The sequence below is a fragment of the Mannheimia pernigra genome (genome assembly GCF_013377995.1).
In the GTDB taxonomy this organism is placed as follows: domain Bacteria; phylum Pseudomonadota; class Gammaproteobacteria; order Enterobacterales; family Pasteurellaceae; genus Mannheimia; species Mannheimia pernigra.
In genome coordinates, this window is the sequence record NZ_CP055305.1 from 1510494 (window position 1) to 1525168 (window position 14675).

A 14675-nucleotide genomic window follows, 5' to 3' on the forward strand; every position below is an offset into this window, starting at 1 on the left:
AAAGAAAGCAGACCTTGCTTCGCCACTTTGTTTGCTTGACGCAAAAAGTAGAGCGTTTATCCGATTTTGTTAATTTTGATTAAAAATAGACCGCTTGTAGCGAACTACAAGCGGTCAAATTTATTAGATTTCTAGTAATAAGCGAGTTGGATCTTCCAGTAATTCTTTTACTGTGACTAAGAAACCAACAGACTCTTTGCCATCAATTAAGCGGTGATCGTAGCTTAAAGCCAAGTACATCATCGGGCGGATTACTACTTGTCCGTCAATCGCTACTGGGCGATCTTTAATTGCGTGCATACCTAAAATCGCACTTTGTGGTGGATTGATAATTGGGGTAGACATTAATGAGCCAAACACACCTCCATTGGTAATGGTGAAGTTACCGCCAGTTAAGTCTTCAACCGTTAATTTGCCATCACGCCCTTTTTCCGCAAGCTCTTTAATTTTCTTCTCAATCTCAGCCATACTCATTTTGTCGCAATCCCGTAGCACGGGCGTTACTAGCCCACGAGGCGTTGACACTGCAATGCTTATATCGAAATAATTGTGATAAACCACATCATCACCATCAATAGAGGCATTGATTTCAGGGTAGCGTTTAAGCGCCTCAACCACGGCTTTGATATAGAACGACATAAATCCTAAGCGTACACTATGTTGTTTTTCAAATTTTTCGCCATAGGTTTTACGCAAGTTCATAATTGGTTGCATATCTAACTCGTTGAAGGTGGTGAGCATTGCGGTTGTATTTTTTGCCTCAAGTAAACGTTCCGCAATACGTTTGCGTAGCCGAGTCATTGGTACACGTTTTTCACTGCGGCTGCTGAAAGCAACCGTGCTGACGGTATTTTGATTCGTTGCTGATTCTTTTACTTGGTTGAGTTGAACGCGTTTGGCAATCTCTTTTTCAATGTCTTCACGAGTAATTCTTCCGCCTACGCCACTGCCTTGAATATCGGTTGCTTGTAAATCGTGTTCAGCTAATAAACGACGGATAGCTGGGCCTTGATCGTCAGCGTTTGCGTGACTATTTTCAATAGCGGCATATTTGCGATCTGATGGGGTTGCTTCCGTCTTTTGCTCAATGGTGGCTGAGCTAATATCACCTGCTTGAGCCGTCTCTAATTTCCCTAAAATTTGTTTTGAAATAACGGTTGCACCTTGTTGTTGGGTTATTTCAATCAGTACGCCGTCATTGGTAGCGGGTACTTCTAAAACGACTTTATCTGTTTCGATTTCGACTAGAATTTCATCACGTTTTACGCTGTCTCCCACTTTTTTATGCCATATCGCTACGCTTGCATCTGCGACAGATTCAGGAAGGTCTGGAGTTAAAATTTCGATTGTCATTTTATAATCCTTTTTCTTTAGAGGGTATGTAATCTACCTTATAATCAAATGTGTAAATTTTTGTTGAAAATTAACCGCTTGTAGGCGTATTTTATGCGACATTTTCATTTGATTAAGCTATCGTTAAAGCATCTTCAACAAGTTGTTTTTGCTGTTTTGCGTGCAGTGACGGATAGCCAACCGCTGGAGAAGCTGAAGCCGCTCTGCCTGCGTAAGTTAATTTTGCACCTTCTGGAATAGAGGCCTCAAAATTGTGCTTACTGCAATACCACGCACCTTGATTTAATGGCTCTTCTTGACACCAGACAAAATCTTTTATGTGTGTGTAAGGTTCAAGAGTTTGTTTCATTTCTTCAAGTGGGAATGGGTAGAGTTGTTCAATTCGAATAATTGCAACATCTGTTTGGTTATTCTCACAGCGTTTTTCAATTAAGTCATAATAGACTTTACCCGAACACATCACCACACGTTTAACTTGTTTCGGTTCGATGTTATCAATCTCGCCAATCACATTTTGGAATGAGCCATTAATCAGTTCATCAAGTGACGATACTGCAAGTGGGTGGCGTAACAAGGATTTAGGTGTAATGGCAACCAACGGACGACGCATTTTGCGAATTGCTTGGCGGCGTAGCATATGGTAAACCTGAGCGGGTGTTGATGGCACACAAACTTGGATATTTTGTTGTGCACAAAGTTGTAAATAACGCTCAATACGAGCAGAAGAATGCTCAGGTCCTTGACCTTCATAACCATGCGGAAGAAGCATGACTAAACCACACATTCTTCCCCATTTTTGTTCACCAGAGCTGATGAATTGGTCGATAACAATTTGTGCACCATTTGCAAAATCACCAAATTGAGCTTCCCAAATTGTTAAGGTTTTCGGATCGGTTGTCGCAAAACCATATTCAAAAGCAAGAACCGCTTCTTCAGAAAGCACCGAATCCCACACTTGGAAACGCCCTTGATTTGCATGTAACTGTGTTAATGGAACATAACCTGTACCATCTTGTTGATTATGGATTACTGCGTGGCGGTGGAAGAATGTGCCACGCCCAGCATCTTCACCAGAAAGGCGAACGTGTGAGCCTTCATCAAGTAACGTAGCATACGCCATTGTTTCAGCCATTCCCCAGTCGAATAGTTTTTTGCCTTCATACATTTCTTTACGATCGGCATAGATTTTTTCAACGCGAGAGTGGGCTTTTAATGATTCGGGATACTCACATACTCGTTTAGCAATCGTTAAGAAACGCGCTTTAGGAAATTTACTTTCGTATTGTGCTGTCCAATCATAGTTGAGATATTGTAACCAATCTACGGCAGCCATATCCATTTCACGCCATTCAGGCACTACGCGTTCACCATTATCTAAGGCATCACGATAAAGATTTAACATTTCAATTTCTTGATCGCTGGTTAATACCCCTTCGGCGATTAAACGATCAGCGTAAACTTTACGCGGTGTTGGGTGTTTTTTTATAATGCCATACATCATTGGTTGAGTGGCTAGTGGCTCATCTGCTTCATTATGGCCGTGACGGCGATATGAAATTAAATCAATGAAAATATCACGTTTAAATTTAGTACGATATTCCACCGCCATTCTTGCTGCGAATGCAACCGCTTCTGGGTCATCTCCATTTACATGAATGATGGGGGCTTGAATCATTTTAGCGATATCAGTACAAAATTCTGTTGAGCGAGTATCGCTTGGATTAGACGTAGTAAAGCCGATTTGATTATTAATCACTATGCGAATAGTGCCGCCTACTTTATAACCACGGGCATTCGCCATATTTAAGGTCTCTTGAACAACACCTTGTCCTGTAACTGCAGAATCACCGTGAACAGTAATTGCTAATACTTTTTCGTGCTCGGTATCACGTATACGCTCTTGTCTTGCACGAACAGAACCGATTACTACAGGACTTACGATCTCCAAATGTGATGGGTTGAACGCTAAGGTGAGGTGAACGTTTTTATCATCTACAGCAAAATTTGAAGAGAAACCTTGATGGTACTTCACATCGCCAGTACGGCTCTCATCAGTGTGTTTACCTGCAAATTCATCAAATAATTCTGCAGGGCGTTTACCAAATACGTTCACTAACATATTTAAACGACCACGATGAGCCATACCTACAACGACATCTGTCATTCCTTGGCGAGAGGCGTGACGAATGATCTCTTTCATCATCGGAATAAAGGCGTCACTTCCTTCTAAAGAGAAGCGCTTAGCTCCAGGGAATTTCGCCCCTAAGTAACGTTCTAAGCCATCTGCTGCGGTTAATTCACTTAATAAATTCAGTTTTTCTTTTTTTGTGGAAAGAGGTTTATTTAATACGCTCTCCATTTTTGTTTGTAGCCAGTTACGTTGTTCAATATCTTGAACGTGCATAAATTCTAAGCCAATTGAGCCTAAATAAGTTTCTTTTAACGCATCATTGAGTTCGCTTAGTTTCATTGTATCTTTATCATACACATAGCGACCAACAGTAAAGGTTTCATTGAGTTCTTCATCTGTGAATCCGTGATACTTGTAATCCAATTCAGGCACACTAGAGGTTTTCCAGCGATAATAGCCAAGTGGATCGAGTTTGGCTTCTAAATAACCACGAAAGCGGTGGGCATTAATCCATTGCAGTAAACGAACTTGCTTCGCACCAGCTTCTGGATCAATAACTGTTACAGATTGAGGTTGTTGTTCGCGTACTAATTTACGGAAGTAGTCACGCACTTTAGAATGAGGCTGTTCAATATGAGGAATGTTGGGAAATGAGTCAAAAATGCATCTCCAGCTTTCATCAACGCTTGCTGGATTTTCTAAATACTGTTCATAAATTTCTTCGACATAAGATTGGTTTGTACCACCTAGAGGCGATGAAGTAATCCAATCATCAAAATTTTTATATTGCATAAAGACCTAACCTAATTTTAGCGTGTTGAATCATAGTGCTATTATACTTGAAATAAAGTAAATAAAATGTGATATAAGTCTGATTTTTATATAATTGTTGATTTATAAGCGGTTATTTTTAGCAAAAATTTTACAAATACTAAACAGAATAAAACTTTAATATTTACACTGACATTCGTCTAAACAAACATCGCCGTGTAGATTATGGTGGTGATTATGGCGGTGTGAATAAAATGCGACATTTCGAGCAAATTGATCGCCAAAGAAATGAATGAAACTAGGATCATGAGTAATCACTTCTGGTGTGCCTTGGCAGCAGATGTGTTTATTCACGCAAAGTACTTCATCCGTATTTGCCATTACAATATTTAAATCGTGCGAAACTATTAAAATAGCACAATTTAGCCAAGAGCGGGTCTGATTTAATAGTTGATAGAGTTCAGTTTGCCCTGTAATATCTACCCCTTGCATTGGCTCATCTAATACTAATAATTGAGGTTTATTTAAGATAGCTCGGGCAAGTAAAACACGTTGTAGCTCTCCGCCAGACAATTTCTGCATACTGTTTTGCGCTAAATGGTGGATAGCAAACATAGACAATGCTTCTTCAATCATCGCTTTATTAGTATGCGGTTTGAGACCAAGAAAATGACTCACCGTTATAGGCATAGACGGATCTAAATGCAGTTTTTGTGGCACATAGCCAATTTTTAAGTCTTTATGGTGAACGACTTTGCCTTTAGTTGGGGTAATTAATTTTAGCAATACTTTGAGTAAGGTTGATTTACCGCCGCCATTTGGTCCAACAATTGTTGTAATGGAGTTAGGGTAAATAGATAAATTGATATTGTGTAAAGCTTTCTGATTGTTAAATACGACCTCTATATCATGTAATGAGACCAAAGGCTGATGTTGTTTAGTTAAGGCAATTTTTGTGGCATTTAGGCTAGGTATTAGTTGATTAATTTTCATTACGATAAAAAATTTAAGGACACTGAAATAAAAGTAGCGGATTTTTTACTTGATGACAATAGAATAAATGAATTTTTTCTTAGTAAGATAGTCTATTAGGAAATTATGTAAATTTTAGTAAATAATTTAATAAAGAGAGAGATAGTTTGCAGTATGTAATTTTAGCAAGAGATCGTAAACAGCGTAAGAAACACTTAAAAATAATGGTTTTTTTATTAGCTGTCTTTAGTTTGCTTGTTGGTATTGTTCTCACATTAAAAGAGCAATCTGCAATAAGTACGATGGCTACACGAGAAAATGTAGTGGTTTTGGCTCATCAAAATGAACCTCATACCCATATTCCTCCACAAAAGCGCAATGTTGATCACAATACGAGTTTTGTTTGGCATATTACAGAGGTAATCACCCAATTTACTCTTTCTATACTGGGAAAGGACGTGCTTGTTGAGGATCAAAGTGCGACATCTTATGAAGATGACTTAACAAATGAAGATGACGAAGTTGAAGAGCGGGTTGATACAGTAAATAGTCTTGATACAGAAGAACTCCCTGCAGAAGCAGAAAAAGTATTAGAAGATATTGTTGATGTGGCAGATCAGGCATTAAGAATTCAAAATCAATTTAGTTATACGGTGGCAGTAGGTGATAAACTAAGACATGTATTAGAGCAATCAGGGCTGGATGCTTCAGTTGCCAGCGATTTGATTAAACAATATTCATCATTAGCTCAATTAGAATCAGGACAACAATTTTACTGGGTGTTGGATAAAGACGGCGAGTTGGAATATCTAAACTGGTTAGTTTCAGAGAAAGAAGAGCGTGTTTATGAACGGCAAGCAAATGGCAAATTTACTTATCAAAAATTTAATAAAAAAGGTGAATGGAAGCAAGATGTTGTACGTGGCACGATTCAAAATAGTTTCACGGCTAGTTTGAAAGCAGTAGGGCTTTCTGGTCGTCAAATTAACCAATTAGCGGTTGGATTACAATCACAGATTGCGACGAATAAACTGAAAAAAAAGGATAAATTTGCTATTTTAATTAAGCGTGAATATATAAACGGAAAAGTAACCGATTTAGGTAATGTAGAAGGTATCCTCGTAATTAGTGGCAAAAAAAGTTATTATGCAATCCAAGCGGATAATGGACGATATTATAGTCGCTATGGTGAAACGTTAAGTGGTGGATTTGCTCGACATCCATTATTATATGCAGCAAGAGTGACTTCTTCATTTAACCTAACACGTAGACATCCAATCACTCGCCTTATTAGTCCGCATAAAGGGGTAGATTATGGTATTCCAATAGGTACACCAATTATTGCACCTAGTGATGGAGTAGTTGAGCGTGTAGCATATCAAGCCAGAGGAGCAGGACGTTATATCAAAATTAAACACGGCCATATTTCCACTGTTTATATGCACTTAAGTAAAGCGTTGGTAAAGCCAGGGCAAAGAGTGAAAAAAGGTGAGCGTATAGCTTTATCTGGCAATTCAGGAGGTTCCACAGGACCTCATTTACACTATGAGTTTCATATTAATGGGCGACCCGTCAATCCAATGACGGTAAAATTACCAGGGTCAAGTTTAGGTATGAGCAACAAAGAACGCCAAGCATTCTTAAATAAAGCCAAGAATGTGATAGCAAAACTAAAAATGTAAGGACATCTAATGAAAAAAAATGCAATTGCACTCGGATTAATGTTTTTATCAGCATCAGTTTTTGCCTCTGATGCAAACTTAAAAAAACAGTTAGAACAGATAGGGGCAACAGAGGTGAAAATTTCTGATTCGCCGTTAGCTGGTTTTAAAATGGCAACGTCAAATGAAGGCATTATTTATATTAGCCAAGACGGACGTTATGTGATTCAGGGCAAGGTTTTTGAATTGAAAAATGGCAAGGTGGTTGATATTACCAATCAAGAATTACTTGCAGAGCTAAATGCTTATACTAATGAAATGATTATTTATCCAGCAAAAAATGAAAAGCACGTGATTACCGTATTTATGGATATTACGTGCCATTATTGCCACTTATTACACGAAAGAATAAAAGAATACAATGAGTTAGGAATTACTATTCGGTATTTAGCATTTCCTCGAGGTGGTATGAATAGCCAAACGGCAAAACAAATGGAAGCGATTTGGACGGCTAAAGATAAAATAACAGCATTAAATAATGCTGAGAACGGAAATTTACCAACTCAGTTAAAGACGCCAGATATTGTCAAAAAACATTACCAATTAGGAATCAAGTTTGGTGTAACAGGCACACCAAGTATGGTTACCTCAGAAGGTGAATTAATTGGTGGCTATGTTGAGCCGAAAGAGCTTATTAAAATGCTTGAGCAATAATAACAAATAATACAAGCGGTTAGATTTTGTAAAAATATTGCAAATTCAGACCGCTTGTATTGATTTTTAAGGATTTTTAGCTTTTGCTCCTACAGTGCCTTTCCAGCTATTATCTTTATCATTATGATCATCGTAATCTAATGTTCCAGCTAGAACTTCCCCATTTTTACCATATATGGCACCATTGAATGTGGCGTTAGCCGATCTATTATCATATAGCCGACCAAAAACATCACCTTTTTCTGATACTGTTACACCTGCTTCATTTGGCTTTTCTTTTAACTCGAAATGTTCTTTATTTTTTCCGAATAGTTCCATAAATAGCCGCTTATCTTCTTCACGATAAGAGGCTTTCACATCTCCTTTTAGTGCTGTAACAGGTTGATTTTTATAGTAATAAAAGAAAGATCCCTCATAGTTGATATTATGAGTTGGACGTGCTTTTTGTGACTGATCCATTTCTAACATCGGAAAAGTGTAATGTGTCACGATTTCATCACCTACGTTATTGATATTTGGCTTAGTGTGAGTAAATGACGCATAGCCGACATAGCCAAGGAATTGCCCTGATTGGTCAAATAATTCTGTTACTTCTTGGGAGCTAACTATCATTTTTTTGTGTAATGGGAGCATTTGAATTTTCCCATTATCATCAAGTTTTAGTGAAATCCATTGCCCTGATTCAAAACTACCTCCGTTACGGCTTAACGTATTGAAAATAGCTGCCTTAGTTAACGGTTTTTCATTTTTATCGTTCGGTTTTATTGGATTAGGTTCAGTTTTAGGTTGCTCAATAGTTGGTTTTTCAGCTTTGGGTTTAATATTATTTTCTGCTTTTTTAGCAGGGGGAGCTACTGCATTTTTCGATGGCACTAATACGTGTTCTTTTTGTTGATTGCCTGAACTGCCACCGCCACCGCTGCTACAAGCGGTTAAAATCATCGTAGATAGCAAGGTGAGGGTAAATTTATTCAATATTTTCATTAATTACTCCTTAAATAAACTATGTATATAAAAAGTGGATCATATCCTATACATTTCGGTGTAAGATAATAGACTAAAAATGATAAAAATCAATAGATAGTTTGAGGTGGCAGTGATTGAATGATTAATTTTCTTGAAAAGGTTGAATTATTGCAAAATTTATGCAAAATCAGACCGCTTGTTATTCTAAAAAAAGAAGAGTATTGTGGAAAAATTAATTAAAAAGCGTCCTTTATTAACGACTAAAACCTTATCTGAAAATACGCTATTAAATCGGATTTATCAAAGTCGAGGCATAAAAACAACGAAAGAGTTAGAGCATCATCTCCAACATTTACACAGACCACAACAGCTTGCCAATATTGAACAAGCAGTTGATTTATTAATTAATGCGTTTGATAAACAAAGCCGAATTGTGATTGTGGGCGATTTCGATGCTGATGGAGCAACTAGCACAGCACTGGCAATTATTGCACTAAGACAGCTCGGTTTTGAACAGGTTGAGTACTTGATTCCAGATCGTTTTTCACAAGGTTATGGTTTAAGCATTGCGGTTGCAGAAATTGTTATAGCAAAGGGGGCTGATTTAGTTTTAACTGTGGATAATGGTATTTCTTCGTTTGAAGGCGTTGAATTACTGAAACAGAATGATATTCAAGTTCTGATTACCGATCACCATTTACCGCCTGAAGCATTACCTATTGCTGATGCAATGATCAATCCCAATTTACCATTTTGTACCTTTCCTTCCAAATCGTTGGCGGGTGTTGGCGTTATTTTTTATGTGATGATGGCGCTTCGCGCTAGAATGCGAGAGCAAAAATATTTTCATAATAAAGTAGAACCAAATTTTGCAGAGCTTTTAGATTTAGTTGCTTTAGGCACGGTAGCGGATGTTGTACCGCTTGACCAAAATAATCGAATTTTAGTATATCAAGGGCTTCAAAGAATCCGTTCTGGTCATTGCCGTTTGGGGATAAAAGCATTAGCGGAAGTGAGTAAGCGTGAGCTTTTAACCTTACAAGCCTCAGATTTAGGTTTTGTGATTGCCCCAAGACTGAATGCCGCGGGCAGGCTTGAGAATATGTCTTTAGGCGTTGAGTTGCTAATTTGTAACAATATGGATATAGCTCGTCAGCTTGCTTTTGAGCTAGATTCCCTTAATCAAACTCGAAAAGAGTTTGAACAAGAGATGAAAACTGAAGCCTTAGCAATTTGTGCAAACTTGCCAAGTTTGTCTCAATCTCAACAAGCCCACGGTATTGTGTTATATCAAGCAGATTGGCACCAAGGTGTAATTGGTATTCTTGCTTCTCGCATTAAAGATCAATTTCATCGTCCAGTTATTGTATTTGCACAAGAAAGTGAAAATAGTGAATGTTTAAAAGGTTCTGCCCGTTCTATTTCGGGCTTGCATATGCGAGATGTGTTGGAACATATTAATATGCAATATCCAGCGTTAATCACTAAATTTGGTGGACACGCAATGGCGGCAGGTTTGACAATTCACCAAACTCAATTAAACACCTTTAAACAAGTTTTTGATCAAACCATTAATGAAATTTTAGAACCAGAACAATTACAAGGCATTATTTATACTGATGGAGAGCTTGCAGAAGAGGATTTCACTATTGCAAATGCGGAAATGTTTCGTTGTGCAGGACCTTGGGGGCAACATTTCCCAGAGCCAAGTTTTGAAGGCGAATTTAGTATTTTGCAACAAAAATTATTGGCAGGTAAGCATTTGAAGTTGATTTTACAATCGGAAAAAGGACAATTATTAGAGGCAATTTGGTTTCATGTTGAGGTAAGTTTATTTCCAGATTTGTCGGCTAAAAAGGCGAAATTTGTGTATAAATTAGATATAAATGAATTCAGAGATAGCAAAAGGTTACAATTAAAGGTTGAATATATGCGTTATATTTAATGACTTTACGTAAAATTTAATGAATTCATTATCGTTGTATTGTAGAATTGTTGTAAATATATCGTTTATGTATAAATAAATTATTAAAGCGTTTTTAAATAAGTTAAATAAGGAACTTAATATGAAAATGGAAAAAACAAATATTTTCCGTATGTTTTTATTATCAAGTGTTGCACTAGCGGTTGCAGCCTGTGGTAACTTAAGCAAAGTGAGCGATGAAGGAACAACTGAAAATCCGGTATTTCCAAAAATTCCAGCATCTAAATTCAACCACGATGGTTCTCAATTTGGTTCATGGCCAAATTGGGAAAATGTTCGCCAAATTGAAAAAGGGATGAACAAAGATCAATTATATAATCTAATTGGTCGCCCTCACTTTGAAGAAGGCTTGTATGGTGTGCGTGAATGGGATTATGTTTTTAACTATCGTGAAAATGGTGTGCATAAAATGTGTCAATTCAAAATTTTATTTGACAAAAATATGGACGCACAAAGCTTCTTCTGGTATCCAAATGGTTGTAATGGTAACGCATCATTCAGTTTAACTGGCGACTATTTATTTGATTTCGATAAAGCAACCTTAACGAATAAAGGTACAGAAGTCATTGATAATATAGCACAGCAATTAAAGGCGACGGGTGCACAAAAAATCAAAGTTGCAGGTTACACAGACCGTTTAGGTTCTGAACAATACAACTTAGATTTATCGCAACGCCGTTCTAATGCGGTTAAAGAACGTTTAATTCAACAAGGTATTAATGCTCACATTGACGCTGTAGGTTATGGTAAGGCAAACCAAATTAAACCTTGTGAGGGTTATGCTTATGCAAGCCAAGCAGAAAAAGATTGTTTGCGTCCTAATCGTCGTGTAGAAATTTCCGCAAACGGTGGTGTACTTAAACAAAATGAGAGTGGTAATGTAGCAGGTCCTAATGGTCCAGCACCACTTTACCAAACACCAGCATATAATAGTGGTAAATAATTTCTAGTTTTAACTAACTTAGAGTAAAATATAAAGGCAGCCAGAATGGTTGTCTTTTCTTTTTTCTTATCTACTATTTTTTCAGGAGAATGCTATGAATTACCAAGCTGTCGCTTTTGATTTAGATGGAACCTTACTTTCATCAAATGCTACGATTTTAGAATCAAGTAAACAGGCAATTAAACAGATAAGAGAGAAGGGCATAAAAGTTTATTTTGTAACAGGCAGGCATCATACTGCTGTTCGCCCATATTATGTTGAACTTGACTTAGACACACCTGTAGTTTGCTGTAATGGTACTTATGTTTATGATTTTAAAAATGAAAAAGCACTTATTGGTAATCCGTTACCAGCAGAAGTTGCGTCTAAACTAATTAATGATGCACAAGCTCAAGGTATTCATACGGCCGTTTATTTTGAAGATGCGATGACTTATGAAACCCAGAATATTCATTTTGAAAAATTTCAAAAGTGGGTGGAATCTTGTCCAGAAGCTGTTCGCCCGAATGTTTATCAAGTTGAGAAGTTCCAACAAGAAATTGATAAAGGATTAACCGTTTGGAAAGTATTAATCAGCGATCCAGATTTAACTAAAATGCAAAAATTTGTTGAAAAATTACCGCTTGATCAAGTTAGCCCTGAATGGTCTTGGGTAGATCGTGTGGATATTACCAATGTCGGCAATAGTAAAGGGAAAAAGTTGGCAGAATTATTGAAAACAGAAGGTATTGAACTACAAAAAGTCATCGCATTTGGTGATAATTTTAATGATATCTCAATGTTAGACATTGTTGGATTAGGAATTGCAATGGGGGGGGCAGAAGAGGCTGTTCAGCAAAAAGCGAAGAAAATGATAGGTTCTAATAACGAAGATAGCATTTCTGAGGAATTAAAGACGCAATTTAATCTATAAATTATGATTAAACCGAAAGACTCAATTGGGCGACGTATTGGCATTTATTTTCTGATAATGATCGTATTTGCCTCTATTATTAGTACGATTTCGCTGGGTATTATGTGGAGTAATAAATCGGATGCGAGCCTGATTAATGTATCTGGCTCGCTTCGAATGCAAACTTATCGTTTATTATCTGAAATGGATACCAAGCAAGACGTGCTACCTGAGCGTTTATTAGAGTACCATCGTACTTTGCATTCTACTGAATTGAGCTCGCTGAAACAGAGCTTTTTATTGCCTGATAACGTAATCCAAAGTTATCAGCAATTATTAAAAGAGTGGTATGCAATGCAATCTTATGTAAATCAAAATGATCGAGTGAGCTACGCGGTTCATATTGATGAATACGTTAAACAAGTTGATGATTTTGTACTCCGTTTACAAGAGTTTGCGGAACTTAAATTAAAAATTGCTACAGGCGTGATTGCAATAGCAATGCTACTGATTATCGCCCTTGCTTATATTGGCGTGTGGTACACTCGTAAAAGTATCATCACACCGCTTAAACAATTAGTAAAAGCGAGTTGGCAAATTCAAAATAAGGATTTTGACCACATAAAATTGGCAGTCAATGAGCTTAACGAATTAGGCATACTTTCTTCCACTTTTACTGCAATGTCGAGTGAATTGTTAAAACTATACACTTCACTAGAAGATAAGGTGCAGGACAAAACTCGCCGTTTACTTGCTGTAAATCGTTCGCTATTGGTACTGTATCAATGCTCCCAGTTATTAACAACAAAGCCGATTAGTAAAGCGGTGCTAGATCAAGTGGTGAAAACAGTGTTTGATAATGAACATCTACTAGGCATTGAGTTACAAGTGTATGGAGCAGATGATTGGAATGTGAAGATTGGCGGCAGTCAGAAGGTTGAGTGGCAGGTATGTGAAATTGCGATTAAAAATGAAAAAATTGGCATTTTACGCTGGCAGCCATCACTTGCTTGCCCCGATGAGCGATTGATCCAAAACGTTTCAGAGATGATTGGAAATAGCCTTTATGTCGTACAAATGCAAAAACAACAGCAGCAACTAGTACTAATGGAGGAGCGGGCGATTATTGCCCGTGAATTACATGATTCCTTAGCCCAATCGCTGACTTTTTTTAAAATTCAAGTAAGCTTACTTAAATTAGCAAAAACCGATGAAAAACGTAATGAAATATTAGTAAAATTTGAAAGTGCATTAAATGATGCTTATAGCCAGCTTAGAGAACTGCTTTCAACCTTTAGATTGACTATTCAAGAGGCAAATTTACAACAAGCGTTAGAAAAAATTGTCGAAAGCTTAAGACCGAAAACGTCTGCCCAAATTCGCTTAAGCTGTAAATTACCATCGCATATGTTTAATGCCCAGCAGCAAGTTCACGTATTGCAAATTGTGCGGGAAGCGGTAATTAATGCGATTAAACACGCTGATGCTACTGAAATTAGTGTCATTGCTGAATCGAATGATGATGGTGAGCCTTGTCTGATTATTCAAAATAATGGTAAAAGCTTACCTGAAAAGACGCAGATTGAAGGTCATTATGGATTAACTATTATGCAGGAACGAGCTGCTGAATTGAAGGCCGAGTTTTCCATTCAAAATCTAGAAGATGGAGGTGTGAAAGTGCAAATCTTACTACCGAATATGATAAGCAAGCGGTGATTTTTTACTAAAAATTTACAAATAAGAGCTAAAAAGGAAATAAAATGCAGATCCGAAAAGCAATAGAAGCGGATTTTGAAATTATCTTAGATATCTACAATCAGGCGATTCCAACCTGGCAAATTACTGCAGATTTAGTGTTTGCGACTACGGAAAATCGCCGAAAATGGTTTGATTTTCATCTTCAAAGCAAGCAATACCCGATTTGGGTTGTAGAAGATGAAACAGGTGTGGCTGGCTGGTTTAGTTTTTCTCCATTTTACGAGAGGTCTGCTTTTGTGCATACTTCCGAAATCAGTATCTATTTAGATGAAAAATCAAAAGGTAAAGGTTATGGCTCAAAAATTATTGAGTTTATGCAGGCAGAAATGCTAAATCATAATATTCATACTTTAATGGCGTATGTGTTTGAACTGAATACAGTTAGCCAAAATCTAATGAAAAAATATGGTTTTGAACAGTGGGGATGCTTTCCAAATATTGCCAATATGGGGAAAGATGAGCAGGGTAATGATAAATGGCGAACTTTACTGATGATGTCTTACCAAAAAGGGATTGTATAGATGTATCAG

11 protein-coding genes are annotated in these 14675 nt (G+C 37.3%); 7 read left to right on the plus strand and 4 right to left on the minus strand.

The window, feature by feature from the left end; genetic code table 11:
* Nucleotides 1-123: 123 nt before the first annotated feature.
* The 3 genes from odhB to znuC form a co-directional block, all read right to left on the minus strand.
* Nucleotides 124-1353: a 2-oxoglutarate dehydrogenase complex dihydrolipoyllysine-residue succinyltransferase gene (odhB, locus tag HV560_RS07275; RefSeq protein WP_176812539.1), complete on the minus strand. Its 1230-nt coding sequence runs from the start codon at nucleotides 1351-1353 to the stop codon at nucleotides 124-126.
* 112 nt (nucleotides 1354-1465) lie between these two features.
* The gene (gene sucA / locus HV560_RS07280) at nucleotides 1466-4276 is read right to left on the minus strand and encodes a 2-oxoglutarate dehydrogenase E1 component (protein ID WP_176812540.1); all 2811 of its coding nucleotides are present in this window, start codon (nucleotides 4274-4276) and stop codon (nucleotides 1466-1468) included.
* Between the two features lie 156 nt (nucleotides 4277-4432).
* Nucleotides 4433-5248 (minus strand): zinc ABC transporter ATP-binding protein ZnuC, encoded by an 816-nt coding sequence (gene znuC / locus HV560_RS07285; protein ID WP_176809947.1) that lies wholly within the window; start codon nucleotides 5246-5248, stop codon nucleotides 4433-4435.
* A gap of 146 nt (nucleotides 5249-5394) precedes the next feature.
* Here znuC and mepM point away from each other — a divergent pair, with 146 nt between their 5' ends.
* Nucleotides 5395-6909, plus strand: a complete 1515-nt coding sequence (gene mepM / locus HV560_RS07290; RefSeq protein WP_420371375.1) for a murein DD-endopeptidase MepM — start codon at nucleotides 5395-5397, stop codon at nucleotides 6907-6909.
* A 9-nt stretch (nucleotides 6910-6918) separates the two neighbouring features.
* Nucleotides 6919-7602: a bifunctional protein-disulfide isomerase/oxidoreductase DsbC gene (gene dsbC / locus HV560_RS07295; RefSeq protein WP_176808388.1), complete on the plus strand. Its 684-nt coding sequence runs from the start codon at nucleotides 6919-6921 to the stop codon at nucleotides 7600-7602.
* A 66-nt stretch (nucleotides 7603-7668) separates the two neighbouring features.
* Here the strand turns inward: dsbC and HV560_RS07300 are convergent, their stop codons facing one another.
* Nucleotides 7669-8586 (minus strand): HupA family protein, encoded by a 918-nt coding sequence (locus HV560_RS07300; protein ID WP_176812541.1) that lies wholly within the window; start codon nucleotides 8584-8586, stop codon nucleotides 7669-7671.
* Nucleotides 8587-8791: 205 nt separating this feature from the next.
* Between HV560_RS07300 and recJ the strand changes: the two genes are divergently transcribed.
* The 5 genes from recJ (at nucleotide 8792) to HV560_RS07325 (ending at nucleotide 14666) form a co-directional block, all read left to right on the plus strand.
* On the plus strand, nucleotides 8792-10513 hold the full coding sequence (gene recJ / locus HV560_RS07305) for a single-stranded-DNA-specific exonuclease RecJ (RefSeq protein WP_176812542.1): 1722 nt from the start codon (nucleotides 8792-8794) through the stop codon (nucleotides 10511-10513).
* A 127-nt stretch (nucleotides 10514-10640) separates the two neighbouring features.
* Nucleotides 10641-11495, plus strand: a complete 855-nt coding sequence (locus HV560_RS07310; RefSeq protein ID WP_176812848.1) for an OmpA family protein — start codon at nucleotides 10641-10643, stop codon at nucleotides 11493-11495.
* Nucleotides 11496-11589: 94 nt separating this feature from the next.
* Nucleotides 11590-12408, plus strand: coding sequence for a pyridoxal phosphatase (locus HV560_RS07315; RefSeq protein WP_176812543.1), 819 nt, complete (start codon nucleotides 11590-11592; stop codon nucleotides 12406-12408).
* A gap of 3 nt (nucleotides 12409-12411) precedes the next feature.
* Nucleotides 12412-14103, plus strand: a complete 1692-nt coding sequence (narQ, locus tag HV560_RS07320) for a nitrate/nitrite two-component system sensor histidine kinase NarQ (protein ID WP_176812544.1) — start codon at nucleotides 12412-12414, stop codon at nucleotides 14101-14103.
* Between the two features lie 44 nt (nucleotides 14104-14147).
* The gene (locus HV560_RS07325) at nucleotides 14148-14666 is read left to right on the plus strand and encodes a GNAT family N-acetyltransferase (RefSeq protein ID WP_176812545.1); all 519 of its coding nucleotides are present in this window, start codon (nucleotides 14148-14150) and stop codon (nucleotides 14664-14666) included.
* The last annotated feature ends 9 nt before the right edge of the window (nucleotides 14667-14675 follow it).

What these genes read in the sequence shown, in the direction of transcription:
- odhB (WP_176812539.1), bottom strand. Translation starts at nt 1,353, where the DNA reads ATGACAATCGAAATTTTAACTCCAGACCTTCCTGAATCTGTCGCAGAT.
- sucA (WP_176812540.1), bottom strand. Translation starts at nt 4,276, where the DNA reads ATGCAATATAAAAATTTTGATGATTGGATTACTTCATCGCCTCTAGGT.
- znuC (WP_176809947.1), bottom strand. Translation starts at nt 5,248, where the DNA reads ATGAAAATTAATCAACTAATACCTAGCCTAAATGCCACAAAAATTGCC.
- dsbC (WP_176808388.1), top strand. Translation starts at nt 6,919, where the DNA reads ATGAAAAAAAATGCAATTGCACTCGGATTAATGTTTTTATCAGCATCA.
- HV560_RS07300 (WP_176812541.1), bottom strand. Translation starts at nt 8,586, where the DNA reads ATGAAAATATTGAATAAATTTACCCTCACCTTGCTATCTACGATGATT.
- HV560_RS07310 (WP_176812848.1), top strand. Translation starts at nt 10,641, where the DNA reads ATGGAAAAAACAAATATTTTCCGTATGTTTTTATTATCAAGTGTTGCA.
- HV560_RS07315 (WP_176812543.1), top strand. Translation starts at nt 11,590, where the DNA reads ATGAATTACCAAGCTGTCGCTTTTGATTTAGATGGAACCTTACTTTCA.
- narQ (WP_176812544.1), top strand. Translation starts at nt 12,412, where the DNA reads ATGATTAAACCGAAAGACTCAATTGGGCGACGTATTGGCATTTATTTT.
- HV560_RS07325 (WP_176812545.1), top strand. Translation starts at nt 14,148, where the DNA reads ATGCAGATCCGAAAAGCAATAGAAGCGGATTTTGAAATTATCTTAGAT.